Annotated in this window: 16 protein-coding genes; 8 read left to right on the plus strand and 8 right to left on the minus strand. The window is 49.2% G+C overall.

The window, feature by feature from the left end:
- Positions 1–5: 5 nt before the first annotated feature.
- The 6 genes from rlmH to leuS form a co-directional block, all read right to left on the minus strand.
- Positions 6–476 carry a 23S rRNA (pseudouridine(1915)-N(3))-methyltransferase RlmH gene (gene rlmH / locus CWB98_RS22735; protein WP_046004195.1) on the minus strand — a complete coding sequence of 157 codons (471 nt, stop codon included), beginning with the start codon at positions 474–476 and terminating at the stop codon, positions 6–8.
- A gap of 1 nt (position 477) precedes the next feature.
- Positions 478–795, minus strand: coding sequence for a ribosome silencing factor (rsfS, locus tag CWB98_RS22740; protein ID WP_046004194.1), 318 nt, complete (start codon positions 793–795; stop codon positions 478–480).
- Between the two features lie 87 nt (positions 796–882).
- Complete coding sequence (nadD, locus tag CWB98_RS22745; protein ID WP_138546878.1) at positions 883–1,527, minus strand: nicotinate-nucleotide adenylyltransferase; 645 nt, start codon at positions 1,525–1,527, stop codon at positions 883–885.
- On the minus strand, positions 1,524–2,561 hold the full coding sequence (gene holA, locus CWB98_RS22750; protein ID WP_138546879.1) for a DNA polymerase III subunit delta: 1,038 nt from the start codon (positions 2,559–2,561) through the stop codon (positions 1,524–1,526). The genes nadD and holA overlap by 4 nt, the downstream gene beginning before the upstream one ends.
- Complete coding sequence (lptE, locus tag CWB98_RS22755) at positions 2,561–3,061, minus strand: LPS assembly lipoprotein LptE (RefSeq protein WP_138546892.1); 501 nt, start codon at positions 3,059–3,061, stop codon at positions 2,561–2,563. The genes holA and lptE overlap by 1 nt, the downstream gene beginning before the upstream one ends.
- A 32-nt stretch (positions 3,062–3,093) precedes the next feature.
- On the minus strand, positions 3,094–5,682 hold the full coding sequence (gene leuS, locus CWB98_RS22760; protein WP_138546880.1) for a leucine--tRNA ligase: 2,589 nt from the start codon (positions 5,680–5,682) through the stop codon (positions 3,094–3,096).
- Between the two features lie 209 nt (positions 5,683–5,891).
- Between leuS and CWB98_RS22765 the strand changes: the two genes are divergently transcribed.
- The 3 genes from CWB98_RS22765 to CWB98_RS22775 are packed head-to-tail and all read left to right on the plus strand — an operon-like array spanning position 5,892 to position 9,333.
- Positions 5,892–6,350, plus strand: a complete 459-nt coding sequence (locus tag CWB98_RS22765; protein ID WP_138546881.1) for a zinc ribbon-containing protein — start codon at positions 5,892–5,894, stop codon at positions 6,348–6,350.
- A 53-nt stretch (positions 6,351–6,403) separates the two neighbouring features.
- On the plus strand, positions 6,404–8,839 hold the full coding sequence (locus CWB98_RS22770; RefSeq protein WP_138546882.1) for a Lon protease family protein: 2,436 nt from the start codon (positions 6,404–6,406) through the stop codon (positions 8,837–8,839).
- Positions 8,840–8,853: 14 nt separating this feature from the next.
- On the plus strand, positions 8,854–9,333 hold the full coding sequence (locus CWB98_RS22775) for an FKBP-type peptidyl-prolyl cis-trans isomerase (protein WP_138546883.1): 480 nt from the start codon (positions 8,854–8,856) through the stop codon (positions 9,331–9,333).
- 57 nt (positions 9,334–9,390) lie between these two features.
- Here the strand turns inward: CWB98_RS22775 and CWB98_RS22780 are convergent, their stop codons facing one another.
- On the minus strand, positions 9,391–10,014 hold the full coding sequence (locus tag CWB98_RS22780; RefSeq protein ID WP_171045729.1) for a TIGR04211 family SH3 domain-containing protein: 624 nt from the start codon (positions 10,012–10,014) through the stop codon (positions 9,391–9,393).
- A gap of 286 nt (positions 10,015–10,300) precedes the next feature.
- On the opposite strand from CWB98_RS22780, the gene CWB98_RS22785 reads away from it, so the two are divergent.
- Genes CWB98_RS22785 through CWB98_RS22795 form a run of 3 tightly spaced genes read left to right on the plus strand, consistent with a single transcriptional unit; the run spans position 10,301 to position 13,396 of the window.
- Positions 10,301–11,818: a CYTH and CHAD domain-containing protein gene (locus CWB98_RS22785; RefSeq protein ID WP_138546884.1), complete on the plus strand. Its 1,518-nt coding sequence runs from the start codon at positions 10,301–10,303 to the stop codon at positions 11,816–11,818.
- A complete protein-coding gene (locus tag CWB98_RS22790) occupies positions 11,802–12,488 on the plus strand; it encodes an START domain-containing protein (RefSeq protein ID WP_138546885.1) in 687 nt (228 codons plus the stop codon). Before CWB98_RS22785 ends, CWB98_RS22790 begins: the two co-directional genes overlap by 17 nt.
- 56 nt (positions 12,489–12,544) lie before the next feature.
- The gene (locus tag CWB98_RS22795) at positions 12,545–13,396 is read left to right on the plus strand and encodes an HDOD domain-containing protein (protein ID WP_138546886.1); all 852 of its coding nucleotides are present in this window, start codon (positions 12,545–12,547) and stop codon (positions 13,394–13,396) included.
- 63 nt (positions 13,397–13,459) lie between these two features.
- On the opposite strand, the gene metK is transcribed toward CWB98_RS22795, so the two are convergent.
- A complete protein-coding gene (metK, locus tag CWB98_RS22800; RefSeq protein ID WP_125716201.1) occupies positions 13,460–14,611 on the minus strand; it encodes a methionine adenosyltransferase in 1,152 nt (383 codons plus the stop codon).
- Positions 14,612–14,972: 361 nt separating this feature from the next.
- Here metK and tkt point away from each other — a divergent pair, with 361 nt between their 5' ends.
- Together tkt and CWB98_RS22810 are read left to right on the plus strand one after the other, a co-directional pair.
- Positions 14,973–16,967: a transketolase gene (gene tkt, locus CWB98_RS22805; RefSeq protein ID WP_138546887.1), complete on the plus strand. Its 1,995-nt coding sequence runs from the start codon at positions 14,973–14,975 to the stop codon at positions 16,965–16,967.
- 208 nt (positions 16,968–17,175) lie between these two features.
- Positions 17,176–17,817, plus strand: coding sequence for a hypothetical protein (locus tag CWB98_RS22810; protein ID WP_138546888.1), 642 nt, complete (start codon positions 17,176–17,178; stop codon positions 17,815–17,817).
- Positions 17,818–17,956 lie beyond the last annotated feature (139 nt).

Here is a 17,956-nt window from a genome sequence, read left to right on the forward strand (position 1 = left end):
GGTGACTATTCCCTGTGATAAGGATGGTTGTTATTTAAACTCCAGCCACGATACAGGCTTTCTGCCACCACAATGCGCACCAGCGGGTGGGGGAGTGTCAGATTAGACAATGACCATTTTTGCTCAGAAGCGGCGATACATTCCGGTGCCAGGCCTTCAGGTCCGCCTATCAGCAAGCTGACATCACGGCCATCCAGTTGCCACTTTTCCATATTACTGGCCAGCTGGTGGGTGTCCCAGGGTTTGCCCGTGACTTCCAGCGTGACAATGCGATTGCCTTTAGGAATAGCGGCCAGGGTTTTTTCCCCTTCTTGCTGCAAAATGCGTTTGATATCGGCGTTTTTGCCCCGCTTGCCGGCGGAGATCTCAATCAGCTCCAGCGGCATATCTTTAGGGAAACGCCGCTGATATTCCTGGAAGCCGGTTTCAACCCAGCCAGGCATTTTGGTGCCGACTGCAATGAGCTGGATCTTCACATTAACCCCAGAGTTTTTCTAGGTCGTAGAAATCGCGGGTCTGATCCTGCATGACATGCACCACCACATCACCCAAATCTACCAACACCCATTCACCCGTATCCTGACCTTCATGCCCTAATGGTGTTTCACCTGCATGACGGGCTTCTTTGGCGACATGATCGGCAATGGATTGCACATGACGCTTGGAATTACCAGAGCAGATAACCATATAATCGGTGACGGAAGAGGTATTTCTTACATCAAGGTGAACAATATCGCGGGCTTTCATATCATCGACTTTGTCTAATGCAAAATCTAGTAGTTGTTTTGAATCCAAATCTCTGTCTCTTTGCTACAAATAAGCGGCAATTGTAACACGGTTAGCAGGGGGAAACTCAAGTCTGTGTATCCACCGCGCGTTGGGTTACGGGTTGTCGCTACTGCTTAGGTACAATTGGTGTGCCTGAATATAGTCTAGGACTGTCTTATTCAGCCAAGGTTCAACCACTTGGCGGCGCTTTATCGCGTTTCTGATGGTACTGGACGCAGCCTCAAATGGCTGGCCCGGTAAAAAATAGCACAGACCGCCGGGTTCAGTGGCAAGTTGGGCGGGCTCTGTACAACGCGCGTGTGTCAGATAATCCTGTAATGCTTCCGACGGCGCAAAGGCATCCCCCGGTCTTTGGTACACCACGATATGACACAGCGTGATAATTTCCTGCCAGCGATACCATTTGTCCAGGCTATTGAAAGAGTCCATTCCCATTAAAAACATGATTGTGCACTGCGGATGCTCGGCTTTTACCTCCTGCAGAGTGAGCAAAGAGTATGAAGGCGTGTCACGTTCGAGTTCTCGGCGATCTATGGTAAATCTTGGGTCGCTGGCTGTGGCCAGCTGCAACATAGCCAGTCTGTCGTCTGTACTGACCGCCGGGCCTTGTTTATGCACAGGCAGAGCGTTGGGCAGAAAACGTAACTCAGATAAGCCCAGTGTATTGGCACACTCTGTGGCCATATTGATGTGGCCCAGATGGACCGGATCGAAAGTGCCACCGAACAGCGCTATCATAGCTGCTCCTGATAGGGCAAAGAGAACGGCAACGACTGACAAAAACTCAGTGCGATGTGCGCCAGTGCCTGATAGGGCGCAACTAAAATATTACGCTTGTAGGCAGAGTCGAATTCAGCCAGCAGTATAAGCAGCTGCTCCAGCTGAGCGGTATTGAGTCTGTCGAGTGCCTGTTGGGTGTTTTGCTGTTGATTTTTCCAGACATTGTACTTTTTAAACGCATCGGGCGTTGGCGTACCTGCCTGAATCAGGTGTTTAAGGTTTAACAGCAACTGGGCTTGATTGTGTAGTGTCCAGGCAATACTTGCCGGCTCTACGTTATCGTGTGCTAGTTTGTTCAGTACCTTGATCAGCGTGCGAGGGTTACCGCGCAGTAATCCATCATTGAGGTCAAAGATGTCGAATTTCGCCTGATTAAGCAGGCCGCTGAGTAGCTTTTCCTGATCGATGGGGGCGTTCTTATACAGCAGCGATAGCTTTTCCAGCTCCTGATGCGTTGCCAGTAAGTTCCCCTCGGTTGCCTGCAACAGGCTACGTTTGGCATCATTATGTAAATTCAGCTTGAGCCGTTTACACTCATCATCCAGCCAGCGCTGCAAGTGATAACCTGTTAGTGCATAGCAGGGAACAAACAGGCCTTGCTTATCCAGCGCCTTAAACCAGGCACTGCGCTGAATCTCCTGTGCGGCTTTAGCGCCTTTGAGAATTAAAATCACGTCTGGATTTGGGTGTGCAGCCAACTCTTTAAGAATGTTGACACCCTGTGTCGTCGGCTTTTGCTGGTTGAGATCAAATTCGATGAGTGTTTTCGCACTGAACAGTGACATGCTGTTGTATTGATTCACCAGCTCTTGCCAGTCAAATCCGGGTAACAGACTGAATTTGATGACTTCATCGAATCCCTGATTTTTGGCAACCTGACGCACTGAGGTGACGCACTGGGCTTCCTGAAAAGGCTCTTCACCAAAGATCAGATAAAACGGGTGCAGGCCCTGTTTTAGCTGGCCTGCTAATTGATTTGCATAACAACGCATTAGAGTTGAGACAATTCGCGAATAATACGACGGCTGGCCAGCTGGCGCAGTTCACTGAGAATAATCTCCCGCTCCTGAGACTTGCCCAGCGCATTGTCCGGATCATCCTGATAATTGCGGTATAGCTCGAACTCCTGCTCGACAGGCTCCAGGCCCGGACGAGTGAGGCGGTAACGGACGCTATAAGCCAGCTCATATTGTGCCACCTGTCCATTTTTAAACAGGCTGAGAGTCTGACGTTCGAGCGAGTCCCGGTATAGGTGAAGTTCAACCGCATCCTGACCATTGCTCAGTTTTGGTGACGGCAGTAATTTGACCTGAGCACGTCTGAGTTCTTGTTTCAGGCTGTTGTACAAAGCCGACTTGGAATCATTGCCGCTTAGGTACAAGCTCCTCAGATCTTCAGGTAAATAAGAGGCCTTCTTTAACTGAAACCCACAGCCTGACAGCGCCACACAGGCAAACAACGCCAGCATAATAACATGCCAGCGTCTTGTCATACTGAATAAAGGTGTATTCAGCAGGGTAGCCATTAGTTGGCTACCACATTGAACAGTTTACCTGGTACGTAGATTTTCTTACGTATGGTTTTACCGTCGGTAAACTTAAGTACGTTCTCGTCGGCAAACGCCAGTGCTTCAATCTGCTCCTGGGTTGCATCGGCTGCTACGGTTAGTTTCGTGCGCAGCTTACCATTGACCTGAACCACGATCAGTTTCTCGTCTTCAACCAAAGCGCCCGCGTCAACCTGTGGCCAGCGTGCATCTAAGATATCGCCTTGCTTGCCAAGTTGCTCCCACAGCTCATGAGACAGGTGCGGGGTGATTGGCGCCAGCATGATGATCATGGCTTCCAGCGCTTCGTTGGCCAGTGCGATGTCCTGCGTGTCTTTCAGCGGTGCTTTGGCCAGCTTGTTCGACAGCTCCATGATAGCCGCAATGGCGGTGTTGAAGGTCTGACGACGCTCAACATCATCGGTTACTTTCGCGATGGTCTTGTGGATCTCACGGCGCAATGTCTTCTGTGCGCTGCTCAGTGCGTTCAGATCCAGCTCGGCAGTACCGGCGGCTTTTACATCGACAGCAAATTTCCAGACCCGACGTAAGAAACGGTGCGCGCCTTCAACGCCTGAGTCAGACCATTCCAGCGTCTGCTCTGGTGGCGCAGTAAACATCATAAACAAGCGCACGGTGTCAGCACCGTATTGCTTAATAACAACTTGTGGGTCGATACCGTTGTTCTTTGACTTAGACATCTTGCTCATGCCCGCAGAGAACACCGGCTCACCGTCGTCTTTGTGCCACGCCTTAGTGATGCGACCTTTGTCGTCGGTCTCGGTTTCTACGTCGGTAGGTGAGATCCAGATATCACCGCCTTTTTCATCTTTGCGGTAGTAAGTCTCTGCCAGTACCATGCCCTGACACAGCAGGCGCTCGAATGGCTCGCTGGAATTAACCAGGCCAAAATCGCGCAGCAGTTTGTGGAAGAAACGCGCATACAACAGGTGCAGGATGGCGTGCTCAATACCACCAATGTACTGGTTAACCGGTAGCCAGTAGTTTGCTGCGCCCGGCTCTAACATGCCTTCATCGTAACGTGGGCTGCAGTAGCGCGCGTAGTACCAGGATGACTCCATAAAGGTGTCAAAGGTATCTGTTTCGTGGAAGACCTGCTCACCGTTAACGGTTGCCTTGGCCCACTCAGGATCGGATTTGATTGGCGAGGTTACGCCATCCATTACCACGTCTTCTGGTAGGCGGACCGGTAGCATGTCTTCGCTGGCTGCCAGCTCACTGCCGTCTGCTTTGTTCAGCATCGGGATTGGAGAACCCCAGTAACGCTGACGGCTCACACCCCAGTCGCGCAGGCGGAAGTTGACTTTGCGTTTACCGGCATTGATGCCTTCCAGCTTGTCGGCAATGGCGTTGAAAGCCCCTTCAAAGTCCAGGCCATCAAACTCACCTGAGTTGATTAACACGCCTTTTTCAGTAAATGCGGCTTCATCCAGGTTTGCTTCTAGTTCGCTGTCGCCAGCCGGGGCAATCACTTGCTTGATTTCCAGACCGTAAGCGCTGGCAAATTCGTAGTCGCGCTGGTCGTGACCAGGTACGGCCATGACGGCACCTGAGCCGTAATCCATCAGTACAAAGTTAGCAACCCAGATTGGAACCTGTTTACCGGTAAGCGGGTGGATAGCGTAAAAACCAGTCGCGATGCCTTTTTTGTCCATGGTGGCCATGTCGGCTTCGGCGACTTTGGTGTTTTTGCACTCTTCAACAAACGCGGCAATGTCGGCGTTGTTTTTCGCCGCTTCCTGAGCGATCGGGTGACCCGCAGCTACGGCCACGTAAGTCACACCCATAAAGGTATCCGGGCGAGTCGTGTAAACCGTGAATTGCTCGTCGTTGTCGGCGCGTTTGAAGTCGATCTCCAGACCTTCTGAACGACCGATCCAGTTACGCTGCATGGTTTTCACCTGCTCAGGCCAGTGCTCAAGCTGGTCGAGATCGTCCAGCAGCTCCTGCGCGTAGTCAGTGATCTTAATAAACCACTGTGGAATTTCTTTTTGCTCAACGATGGCACCTGAACGCCAGCCACGGCCGTCAATGACCTGCTCGTTGGCCAGTACCGTCTGGTCAACTGGATCCCAGTTTACCGTTGACATTTTTTTGTAGACCAGGCCCTTTTCGTACAACTTAGTGAAGAACCACTGTTCCCACTTGTAGTAATCCGGGTGACAGGTCGCGATTTCACGATCCCAGTCATAGCCAAAACCAAGCAGCTTTAACTGATTGCGCATGTAATCGATGTTCTCGTAAGTCCACTTAGCCGGCGCCGTATTGTTTTTAATTGCGGCATTTTCTGCAGGCAGGCCAAATGCGTCCCAACCCATAGGTTGCATCACGTTTTTGCCTTGGAGTCGTTGGAAACGCGAGACCACATCACCTATGGTGTAGTTACGAACGTGACCCATGTGGAGACGACCACTTGGGTAAGGAAACATAGACAGACAGTAGTATTTCTCTTTTGATTCGTCTTCAACAACTTTGAAGCTGTTGTTTTGTTCCCAATGGGACTGAACTTTGGGTTCGATTTCTTGCGGGTTGTATTGCTCTTGCATTGACGTTTCCAGACTTCTTGCAAACTAATTAGAAAATTGCCGATAGCATACCCGAAAAAACGCGCTGATCACAGCGCTTCAAAGCGGAATTATCAGCGTAAATTGGCGCTGTGGTGGTGATTTGTTTCAGGACTGTGACGTCAGCTGGACTATACTGAGACAAAGGCAGAGTAAATACCTTGCAAAATAGCCTGAGTCGGGAGGTAAACATGGCAGATTACAAACGCTGGCTGGATGACTTTTCAGTGTGGCTGAAAGACGTCAAAGAGCATGAGCTTAAAAAGCTGGTCAAAGAGTTTATGGACGCTCAGCAAGCGCTGAAGCAGCTGTCCAAAGATAAATTGGCCGATTATCGCTATTATCTCAAACGCGACCTGGCTCACCTGAGCGAACACAAAGACCATTATGACGATGTAGCCTGGGAGGAGCTTAAGGCCAGTGTGATGTTCGAACTGGCTCAGCTGGAGGACCGCACGCAGCTTGAATGGCAGGCATTAGTACAAGACTTTCAACACGATGGCATCTACAAACAAGGGGAATGGATAGCATTGGGGCAATTAGTGTGTAAAAATTGCGGCCATAAAACGAATGTCTATTATGCGTTGGAAATTCCGTCGTGCAGCGAATGTGGGCACGGTGAGTTTGCTCGTAAGGCACTTACCCCTTAATCACAGCCCCGTGTGCAAGTGTCGCGCGGCCGGCCAAGAGAAAGAAGTTAGGAATGACGAAAACCATTAAGCCTTTGAGCAGCGAACAGCTGGCTCCGAGTGTGTCTTTGCCACACATCTCCACCTGCATGCAAAACCCCTATCCGGATCCTTTGCCTTTTATCGGCCAGAACCGGGCGCAAAGTGCGCTTGATTTCGCGCTGGGCATGGAGCTGCCGGGTTACAACGTATTTGTCATGGGCGAAGCGGCAACCGGGCGCTTTACTATGGTCAAAGACAAACTCGAAGCACACTGCAAAACCCGCCCCACACCCAAAGAATGGTTGTATGTCAATAACTACGACGACCACAGAGAACCTATTGCCTTGTTTATGCAGGCGGGCGAGAGCAAAGTACTGGCTGATGACATTGATTCCTTCTTAGATGAAGTGGTCGATACGTTTCCTGCGGCCTTTGATAACCCCGGTTACCAGCGCAAGAAAAAATCGCTCGACAGAGACTTTGACAATAAATACAACGCCGCCCTGAGCGCGGTGGAAGAGCTGGCTGCGAAGAAAAGCGTTGCCATGATGGAAGAAAAAGGGGTGGTGAGTTTTGCCCCTGTGGTGGATGGCAAAGCGCTTGATGACGCCGAGTTTATGGCACTGGAAGAGGCCGTGCAGGAACACTTTTTTGATGCCATTGAAAAGCTCGAAGATTGCCTGATTGAAGCACTGATTGAGTTGCCACGCTGGAAGCGCGAATCATCAGAGAAGCTGCGCGAGCTGAAGAAAACCACCATAGAGCTGGCGACTAAGCCATTGCTCAAAGCGCTGGAACACAAGTATGCCAGTCATATTGGGGTGATCCGCTATTTGAAAGACTTGCGGGTAGAAATTGTCGATGCCGTACTCGACTGGCTGGACGATGACAGTGCTGCGGGAGATGAGAATAAAGATGACTTTGATGCTAAGGGCATGCTGAGTGATTTCTTTGCCCCGAATATTCTGGTGGAGTTCAAAGAAGGGCAGGCGGCACCGGTGGTGTACGAGCCTAACCCGACCTTTGGTAACATCTTTGGCAAAATCGAGTATGCGAATGCGCACGGCACCTTGATCACCAGTTATCGCTCTATTCAGCCGGGAGCACTGCACCGTGCCAACGGCGGTTACCTGATCATGGACGCCGACAAAGTGCTGGCCAATGCGCAGGTCTGGGACGGGCTCAAACTGTCTTTAAAGACGCACCAGATCAAAAACGATTTACCTTATCAGGACAGCTCAGTCGGCAGCAGTTTTACCCTTAAACCTCAGCTGATCCCCCTGGATGTGAAGATCATTCTGTTAGGCTCCCGTGACTTGTATTACACCATAGGCGAGTACGACGAAGAGTTTGGTGAGTTGTTCCGGGTGCTGGCTGATTTTGATTACTATTTGCCCGACAGCGATCGGCTGCAATATCAATTTGTTACTAAAGTGCAGGAGTACTGCGAGCAGACACTTAAGTGTACCTTAACGGGCGAAGCACTGGCGCGTTTGCTGAAGTTCAGTTATCGCCAGGCTGAACATCAGAACAAACTCTCGGCACGTTTTGCGGATGTACTTGAGCTGGTGGCAGAAGCGAGTTATTACGCCAAGCAGGACGGGCTCAGCGAAATTGATGCGCCGCATATCGACGAAGCCATCGTGGGTAAGCAATATCGCACCGGCCAGCTCAGTGAGAACATGCTCAGTGATATTGAAGAAGGCCATACTTTGATTGCCACTGACGGTGAGGCAGTCGGTAAAGTGAACGGTCTGACGGTGCTGCATATCGGCGATACCGCCTTTGGTACGCCGGCGCGGATCACCGCGACTGTGTATGCCGGCGCCGATGGGGTGATAGACGTGGAACGTGAAGCCGAGTTAGGTAAGTCGATCCACTCTAAAGGGGTTATGCTGCTGACCGGTTACCTGGGCAATAAATATGCGCAGAACTTTAGCCTGACGCTGAGTGCTAACATTGCGATTGAACAAAGTTATGGCTTTATTGACGGTGACAGCGCGTCGCTGGCGGAGCTGTGTGGCCTTATTTCTGCCATTACTCAGCTGCCTATCGACCAGTCACTGGCGCTGACGGGCTCCATTAACCAGCACGGTGAGGTGCAGGCCGTCGGTGGCGTGAATGAAAAAATCGAAGGCTTCTTTAAGCTGTGTAAAATGCGCGGCCTGACGGGGAAGCAGGGTGTGATCATCCCTCGTTCTAACCTGATCAACCTGGTGCTGGATGACGAAGTGCTGGCGGCGGCTCAGCAAGGTCGCTTCCACATTTTCGCGGTCGCAACAGTCGACGAGGCGCTGTCTTTGCTGATGCAACGTGAAGCCGGGGCGCTTACCAATGGCGAGTATCCGCAGCAGAGTATCAATGCACTGGCACTGGCCCGTTTGCAGCAAATCGCCGATGTGGTGAATGGCGACGATAAAGACGCCGAGGGCGAAGCGCCAAACGAGCAAGAAAAAGATCATTCATAATTTAGGTAGTCACTATGTCAACAACCAATATTATCCTTGTGCTGGTCATCGTCTTATTAGGCTGGCTGATTTTTAAAAACGGCAAACAGCAAAAACAGGCGGCGGCAGGTAACCGTATTGAGGCGGCAGAGTTTCTGGCGCAAAACGGCCAGAAACCAGGGATCACCACGACCGAGTCGGGTTTGCAATATGAAGTGTTAAACAAAGGCAACGGGACTGAGCATCCGAGCGCGACAGACAAAGTAACCGTACATTATCATGGTACTTTACTGGATGGCTCTGTGTTCGACAGCTCCGTGGTGCGCGGTGAGTCTATCAGTTTTGGCCTGAACCAGGTTATACCGGGCTGGACTGAGGGCGTGCAATTGATGACTGTGGGTGATAAGTTTCGCTTTTTTATCGGCCCGGATCTGGGCTACGGAGACAGGGCGGCCGGGAAAATTGCACCGGGGTCGTTGCTTATCTTCGAGGTAGAGCTGCTCGCAGTAGAATGAAAGTAATAAAAAAAGGCCGATAAGGCCTTTTTTTATGCATATATTTTATTGCGGCTTTTACGCCCAACCGTCGTAGCGCTTACGTCTTGACAGCACCAGGGTGAGTATCACGCCTATTAAAATGCCTGCAAAACCAATTCCGCCACCATAGCTCAGCAGCATGTGCTGCTCTGTTTGCGCCTTATTGCGGCTTGCCTGTACCTGAGCTTCCAGGGCTTGTTCCAGTTCGGTGATGTTGCTTTTGAGCGCTGTATTGTCTTGTTGCAGCTGTAAGTTGGCCTGCTCAAGCTGTGGGATTCTGCTCTGTAAGGTATTGAGCTGCACATTGTGATCACTCAACGCCTGGTTAGCACTTTCAAGCCTCTGGCGTAACCCCGGCTCAGAGGTGACAAACTGACTCTCGACCCAGCCTTCACGGTCTTTGTCATCTTTTATCTGAATAAAGTCGTCCTGCTCTGTATTTAGGATAGTGATCGGGGTACCCGCTTCTACCGAGCCTAGAATACGATAATTCTTGCCCGGGCCGGTGTGCATGAACAGGTATAAGTCATCGACAATATAACCGTTGTTGTCGGTTGCTGACTGCGCCGCGGTCGGCTCATCTTGCAGGTCGGTTTGCTCCGCCATTGCGCTCATAGACAGCACAGACAGCAGCAGCGGCAAAGCGATATTTTTCAGCATTCGCAGGCCTTAAATATTGATATCTATATAAAGTTACCAAAATAGTAGGGATTTCCCGGCACAAAGGCAAGGGGCAGGTTTTGTCCATAATTCGCTTGCAGGTCGTTTTTTGCGTGTGAATGTGGCGAGACGTGACCTTGTGTGTGCTCTTGTTTACACCTGTAATTCACTGAACCGGTTGGTAATGGTGGTGATAATGCGCTAATAATTATTAAAAGGTTTGCAAAGTGCGGACCCTTTGTATATTTTGTGGGTTCTAAAATTACATAGGTAAATCACACTCCTGATGGACACTGAGATAGAACTGAAATTTTTGGTTTCAGACAATGAAGTTCCGCTGATCCCAGCCCTAATTACCCAGTTTGCTAAAAAAGTCAGCAATAAACCTGCTAAAAATCTAAAAAATGCTTATTTTGACACTCCCAGCCGGGAGCTACGTGCATTAGATATAGGTTTGCGTACGCGCTGTAATGACGACGAGTGCGAACAGACGATAAAGCTGGCCGGTGAAGTGGTAGGGGGATTACATCAACGTCCTGAATACAATTTACCAATCCAGGGCAGTCGACCTGATATTCACGCCTTTGACAGCAGTATTTGGCCTATGGGCGTACAGCTTGAATCGATTGCCAGTAATTTATTCCCGATCTTCAGTACTAATTTTATCCGCCGTACCTGGTTGATTGAAACCGAAGCTGGCAGTGAAATTGAAGTTGTCCTTGATAAAGGCGAGATCAGTGCACAAGGGTCGGTTGAGCCTATTTCTGAGCTTGAGATCGAGCTTGTGGAAGGCGATAAAAATGACCTGTTCCTGCTGGCTGATCACTTGTTACAGCACATAGGATTGCGTCTAGGGTTGTATTCGAAAGCGGCCAGAGGTTATCGTCTTGCCGACGCTAAGCCTCTGAAGGCAAACAAAACTCTGGGTGTCATCAAATTGCCCAGAGGCTGCTCACAAGAACAGGCGCTGATAGCTACGGTCAACCATGGTATTCAGTTTGTCCAAAAGCATGAACAGTGTTACCTGGACTCTCCGAGTCTGAAAACACTCAAACGTGTGATAGATGGGATCAGCCTGATCCGGCACGCATTCTGGCTCTTTGAAGAGTTTGTCGATAAGTCTTCGACGGAGTTTTTGCGTAAGGAGCTTAAGTGGCTGCTGTCAGAATTAGGTTGGGTGGAGAATGCCATTCATCTGAAAACCTATACCTCAAAGCGCCACGCCTATTATAAGCGGATCTCCAATGCGCCAGAGCTGGCTCAGGTGATCACGGATATGAAAGACGTGCAGCCCACGGTGACAGATATTGAAGATTTGTTCCATTGCTCGCGATATAACCGTTTGATTCTGGCGCTTACCCGTTGGCTACTGGACAAGTCCTGGCGTAAAAACTGGGATCAAAATGCGATAACAGCTGCACAAAGCCCGGTTGGGGCGTTGGCTAAGCGTGCTTACGACCACGACTGGAATAAACTAACAACGCTGTTCCCGGCAGACAGTGCCATGACAGTTAAGGACTATCTGGCGTGTCGTCAGCCGCTGGAAAACATGCTACTTAGCGGTCATTGTTTGGGCAAACTATACGATAAAGAAACCCGTCAGGCATTCAGAGCGCCATGGGTTGATATTGTTTACGGCATTTATGAACTTGAAACTTTGTTCTATTTGCGCCAGCTGTGCGAGGGCCAGCCCAATGAGGCGTTGCAGGACATTTTAGTCTGGTTGCAACAAAAAGCCGACTTTCTCGTTAGTGCAATGGAGCAAAGTCGTCAGGCATCGTTAAACAGTGAACCTTACTGGTGATAAGTCAGGTTTAGCCTGTCTGTGTGTGCTGCTGTGGCTGGCCGCTTATGCGATGCCTGGTCACAGTAAACAGACACCAGAGCTCTGGCAGCCATGGTATCATTCAGCGCTACTGTCCATCACTTACCATAAGCCATCTGAGCAACCTCTGAAAATACGTGTAACCGGCAGGTGGCCGGGAATTAGTGCAAAATCTGTGATCAACCTACTAAGTGATACCGAAAGCGTTCCTTTATGGGTGAAACACGTCAGTACAGTGGCGATTTTATCGCGCCCTGCTGCTAATCAGACACGCGTTCTGACCCACTTTGATTTACCCTGGCCGCTTCGTAAACGAGACATGGTGACACATGCCTGTTTGCTGCAGTTATCCGAAGAAAGCTACATATTGAAGATACGTTCCGTCACCGAGTACCCGGCAGAGCCGGGCGTGATTCGTATTCAGCCAGTCATGGTGCAATGGCTACTGACGGAGCAAGATAATGCAGTGTATATTGATTATCAAATCTCGGCTGATATTCAGGGCAAGGCACCACAGTGGTTTACTGATAAAGTTGCACTGCGCAATACTCGGGCTTCGTTTAACACGCTATATGCTTTATTGCAGGCGCGCCCGGACAGCAAGGAGTCCTGGGCCCTTACACCCGGAAATACCTGCCCGTTCGAATGATCATCGCGTATATATCGTCTACACTAAAAGCACACTAGCCTGACGTACTTGCTGTTATGCTCAATATCGATGAAAAAACACTGGCGGAGTTACGCTCCGGGTTTAATCTGCCAGCAAAGCCTGAAATTCTGGAGCACATCCAGAATGAACTCAATAGTGAAGAACCAGAGCTCAATCGTGTTGCTAATATCATTTCTCAGGATGTTGCAACCTCTGCTGCTGTGTTAAAAGTCATAAATTCCCCTGCCTATGGCATGTCAAGAACGGTGTCGGACATCAAACAGGCCGTGATGTTTTTGGGTCTTAATAGTATTACCCAGATTGTCACGGGCTACTTGTTGAAGGAGGCATTTGATCAGAGCCTGTGCTGTATCTCGTTAGAGCGCTTTTGGGACAATGCCATTGATATCTCTCAGATAGCCATGCTGATTGGCAAGCGAGTGCGCGCTAATGTACCGGTTGAAAATTTACAGTTGCTTGGCTTGTTCCATGATGCCGGTATACCCGCAATGGCCATGCGCTATGACAATTATAAGGAAGTCATGACTCGTGCTATACAGCGACCTGAATATACGCTTGCCTGTTATGAGGAGCAGCTGTATCCGACCAACCATGCCGTGGTGGGTTACTACCTGGCCAGCTCATGGAATATTCCTAAGGCAATGTGTCAGATCATATTGCGTCATCATGATCCCCTGTATTTGGATGAAGAACATGAGGAGAGTGAGCAGCAAGCTTTTGCCATTCTTAAGTTAGCTGAAAATCTCGCCTTCGAAGGTAAATACTTTCGTAACTGTGCAGACTGGCATGCTTTTAAAGATAAGGTGATGATTGTATTAAATATTCATGACGATGAATACGTGGATATAAAAGAAGATATTGAAGAGTTTTTGATATCCGGGAATTAACTATTTTGAATTTCTAAACAAAAGGCGCCTTAAGGCGCCTTTTCTGTAAATCATGGTTTACAATTATAAACCAGCAGCTGCTTTAAGCGCTTCAGCTTTGTCTGTTGCTTCCCAAGGGAACTCGTTACGACCGAAGTGGCCGTAAGCCGCAGTAGGCTGGTAGATTGGACGCTCAAGGTCCAGCATAGTGATCAGGCCATATGGGCGCAGGTCAAAGTGTTCGCGGATCAAATCGATCAGGCGGGCTTCTTCCAGTTTACCTGTGCCGAAGGTTTCAACACTGATAGAGGTTGGCTCTGCAACACCAATTGCATATGACACCTGGATCTCACATTTGTCAGCAAGACCAGCTGCAACAATGTTCTTAGCAACATAGCGTGCTGCATATGCGGCTGAACGGTCAACTTTTGATGGATCTTTACCAGAGAACGCGCCACCACCGTGACGAGCCATACCACCGTAGGTATCTACGATGATTTTACGACCAGTCAGACCACAGTCACCCATAGGGCCACCGATAACGAAACGGCCAGTTGGGTTGATGAAGAACTTAGTCGCTTCAGTGATAAGTTCAGCTGGCAGTACCGGCTTAATGATGGTTTCCATCACCGCTTCTACCAGATCATCCTGAGACACTGAGTCACAGTGTTGAGTTGACAAAACAACGGCATCAATACCAACTGCTTTACCATTTTCATAGGCAAAAGTAACCTGAGACTTAGCATCAGGGCGTAACCACGGCAAAGTGCCATCTTTACGTACTTGCGCCTGACGTTGAACCAGACGGTGTGAATAAGTAATTGGTGCAGGCATTAAAACATCTGTTTCGTTACAAGCGTAACCAAACATCAGACCCTGGTCACCCGCACCTTGTTCTTCAGGGCGAGTACGGTCAACACCCTGATTGATATCAGGAGACTGCTTACCAATGGTGTTCAGGATTGCACATGAGTCCGCGTCAAAACCCATGTCTGAGTGGGTGTAGCCGATTTCACGTACCGTTTTACGCGTTAATTCTTCGATATCAACCCAGGCGCTGGTAGTGATTTCACCACCGACCATGACCATACCGGTTTTAACGTAAGTTTCACACGCAACACGTGCTTTTGGATCTTGCTCAAGGATAGCATCTAGTACCGCATCAGAGATCTGATCGGCGATTTTATCCGGATGACCCTCAGAAACAGATTCAGAAGTAAATAAATGTTTTGCCATTGTATTTATGCTCACAAATATTGCGCTTCACAAACTACAGGAATAGCGCGAAAAAATCAGAGCGATATATTATCGAAAACACGCACGGCTGCATAGCTTTTTTACGCCTAGACGTCTAATTTTAGACCTTTGCAAAAAACGCAGTAAAAAAGTCCGTGAGTAGTCCGATATTTCATTGATTTTTAATTGCAGTGGTTACCCTAATAGGTAAGAATGGGGACCAATTTTCTAATCGAGTTACCCGCTGCTTTGACGTGTCACACTTTAAGTTGCCTCACATCAGGCACACATGACAACGTCGCTACACGGGTATTATAGGTACAGATTTGCCACTCAAAAGACATAAAAGGTAGGAGACTTCATGCCATCTCGCAAAGAACTTGCAAATGCCATACGCGTTCTGTCCATGGACGCAGTTCAAAAGGCCAAATCCGGTCACCCGGGTGCCCCAATGGGTATGGCCGATATCGCAGAGGTATTGTGGCGCGATTATTTAAAGCATAATCCCAATAATCCTGATTGGGTTGATCGTGACCGCTTTGTATTATCAAATGGCCATGGTTCCATGCTCATTTATTCTCTGTTGCATTTGTCTGGCTATGATCTGTCTATTGATGAACTGAAAAACTTCCGTCAGATGCATTCAAAAACGCCAGGTCACCCAGAGTATGGCTATGCACCTGGTATTGAAACGACTACAGGTCCGTTAGGGCAGGGCATTACGAATGCCGTCGGTATGGCAATTGCGGAAAAAGCGCTGGCAGCTCAGTTTAACCGCGACGAGTACGATATTGTAAATCACTACACGTATGCTTTCCTTGGTGATGGCTGTTTGATGGAAGGTATTTCTCACGAAGCTTGTTCACTGGCTGGCACCTTAGGTCTGGGTAAACTGATCGCATTTTGGGATGACAATGGCATCTCAATTGACGGTGAAGTTGAAGGCTGGTTCAGCGACGACACGCCGAAGCGTTTTGAAGCCTATGGCTGGCACGTCATTGCGGATGTCGACGGCCACGATAGTGATGCAATCACAGCGGCTATTGAAGCGGCACGCGCAGAATCAGACAAGCCAACGCTTATTTGTTGTAAAACTGTGATTGGTTATGGCTCTCCAAATAAGTCGGGCAGCCATGATTGTCACGGTGCACCTCTGGGTGACGACGAAATCAAAGCGGCACGCGAGTTCCTTGGCTGGGAGCATGAGGCGTTTGAAATCCCTGAATCTGTTTACGCAAAATGGGATGCTGCTGCACATGGTCAGCAAATTCAGAGCGAGTGGCTGGTTAAGTTCACAGAATACCAGATGCATTACCCTGAACTGGCGGCGGAATTTGAGCGCCGTACTAAAGGTGAGTTACCTGCTGACTGGGCACAGAAAAGTGCTGAGTACATTGCACAGCTACAGGCCAACCCTGCCAACCCGGCAACCCGTAAAGCGTCACAAAATGCACTGAATGCATTTGGTCCTTTGTTGCCTGAGTTTATGGGCGGCTCTGCGGACTTGGCGGGTTCTAACCTGACTTTGTGGGATGGCTCAAAAGGCCTGACAGCAGACGATGCATCAGGCAACTACATTTTCTACGGTGTACGTGAATTCGGTATGTCGGCCATTATGAATGGTATTGCTTTGCACAAAGGCTTCATCCCTTACGGTGCAACCTTCCTGATGTTCATGGAATACGCACGTAACGCAGTACGTATGGCTGCACTGATGAAGCAACCGAGTATCTTTGTTTATACCCACGATTCAATTGGTCTGGGTGAAGATGGCCCAACTCACCAACCGGTTGAACAGCTGGCAAGCATGCGTATGACCCCCAACCTGGTTAACTGGCGCCCGTGCGACCAGGTGGAATCTGCGGTTGCCTGGCAGCAGGCCATTGAGCGTAAAGACGGCCCGACGTCACTGGTATTTACCCGCCAGGGGCTTGAGCAACAAGCGCGTAGCGACGAACAGGTTGCAGCTATTAAACAAGGTGGTTACGTACTGAGCTGTGACGGTGAGCCAGAGCTTATCCTGATTGCAACGGGTTCAGAAGTGCAGCTGGCAGTAGAAGCTGCGGCACAACTTCGTGACAGTGGTAAGCGCGTACGCGTAGTGTCGATGCCATCTACCGATGTATTTGATGCACAATCTGCTGAGTACAAAGAGTCAGTACTGCCAGCCGCGGTAACACGTCGTGTTGCGATTGAAGCAGGTATTGAAGACTACTGGTACAAGTATGTTGGCCTGAACGGCGCGGTTGTTGGCATGAGCACCTTTGGTGAGTCGGCGCCTGCGGCTGAACTGTTCAAGCACTTCGGCTTCACGGTTGAGAATGTGGTTGCTAAGGCGACTGCGCTGTTCAACTAAGCTCAAGGTATGCATTGAAAAAGCCGTTTAGGGAAACCTAAGCGGCTTTTTTGTGTTCTGAATTGGCTTGAGCCCTTGATGAGCTGGTGATAGGTTATTGTTCTTTTTGATAATTAAACGTTTTGGAGTGAGGGGGCTACTGCTTCGGGTATGGTCTGAACCTCGTGCTCTTATCATTAAACGATTACTGGTCATCAGGAGTCATAGATTGAGAATACTATTTACTACCCTATTGCTGATTTCTCTCGACGTGTTTGCCACTGCAAGCATAAAGAGTGAAAGCGGCATATTTGCATTTGTTGGGGAGCAGGTGGACTTCTATCAGTTTGAGCCCAATGTGAGCGACGATGTGATCCACATGGATCGCGCTTTCATAGCGAAATACAAAGTCCTGGAGAAAGTCCATGGGGAGTTTAATTCCGACGTAATCTCGTTTGAAGCCTACGATCACTACGGCACTCCTGCGTTTGCAAAGTATAAGTATGTACTGTTATTTGTCTCAGAGCATGACGGGAAAATATACCACGAGAAGTACCAGTACTTTGATGTTTACAAGACACAAGCGGGGGGCTGGGCCTATTGCGGTGCTCCTTTTGAATACGAACAAGCAGTTAATTCTAAGCCATTGGAGAATATAAAATTTAGCCCGGTAATCGAATATAGTACAGTGATGTATAATGAGGTATATGCAAAGGAAGCGTTTCCTGAGCCCACTTTTGAGCACGCAAATGGCAAAGCTATCTGCCGACAAGGTGTCTATGTGGATGAGCTTTTTAGGATAAAGCAAGAAGGTATTTTGAAAAATCGTGGTCATTCAGCGAGACCAGGCAGCAAAACCTTATCTCGCTGAATGTATCTATCTGCACTTTAATACAGGTACATAGGGTTGGGTTAGAACCGATAGGCGAGGCTCACATTGATACCCATTTCGCTGCTGTTACGGTCAAACCAGCTGGACTGATGGTAGATTGTCTCCAATGTACCATACA

The sequence above is a fragment of the Pseudoalteromonas rubra genome (assembly GCF_005887115.1).
Taxonomy (GTDB): Bacteria; Pseudomonadota; Gammaproteobacteria; order Enterobacterales; family Alteromonadaceae; genus Pseudoalteromonas; species Pseudoalteromonas rubra_F.

Excerpts from the sequence above, each read along its gene's own strand:
- nadD (WP_138546878.1), bottom strand. The coding sequence starts at position 1,527 with ATGATAGCGCTGTTCGGTGGCACTTTCGATCCGGTCCATCTGGGCCAC.
- holA (WP_138546879.1), bottom strand. The coding sequence starts at position 2,561 with ATGCGTTGTTATGCAAATCAATTAGCAGGCCAGCTAAAACAGGGCCTG.
- lptE (WP_138546892.1), bottom strand. The coding sequence starts at position 3,061 with ATGACAAGACGCTGGCATGTTATTATGCTGGCGTTGTTTGCCTGTGTG.
- leuS (WP_138546880.1), bottom strand. The coding sequence starts at position 5,682 with ATGCAAGAGCAATACAACCCGCAAGAAATCGAACCCAAAGTTCAGTCC.
- CWB98_RS22765 (WP_138546881.1), top strand. The coding sequence starts at position 5,892 with ATGGCAGATTACAAACGCTGGCTGGATGACTTTTCAGTGTGGCTGAAA.
- CWB98_RS22770 (WP_138546882.1), top strand. The coding sequence starts at position 6,404 with ATGACGAAAACCATTAAGCCTTTGAGCAGCGAACAGCTGGCTCCGAGT.
- CWB98_RS22775 (WP_138546883.1), top strand. The coding sequence starts at position 8,854 with ATGTCAACAACCAATATTATCCTTGTGCTGGTCATCGTCTTATTAGGC.
- CWB98_RS22780 (WP_171045729.1), bottom strand. The coding sequence starts at position 10,014 with ATGCTGAAAAATATCGCTTTGCCGCTGCTGCTGTCTGTGCTGTCTATG.
- CWB98_RS22785 (WP_138546884.1), top strand. The coding sequence starts at position 10,301 with ATGGACACTGAGATAGAACTGAAATTTTTGGTTTCAGACAATGAAGTT.
- CWB98_RS22795 (WP_138546886.1), top strand. The coding sequence starts at position 12,545 with ATGCTCAATATCGATGAAAAAACACTGGCGGAGTTACGCTCCGGGTTT.
- metK (WP_125716201.1), bottom strand. The coding sequence starts at position 14,611 with ATGGCAAAACATTTATTTACTTCTGAATCTGTTTCTGAGGGTCATCCG.
- tkt (WP_138546887.1), top strand. The coding sequence starts at position 14,973 with ATGCCATCTCGCAAAGAACTTGCAAATGCCATACGCGTTCTGTCCATG.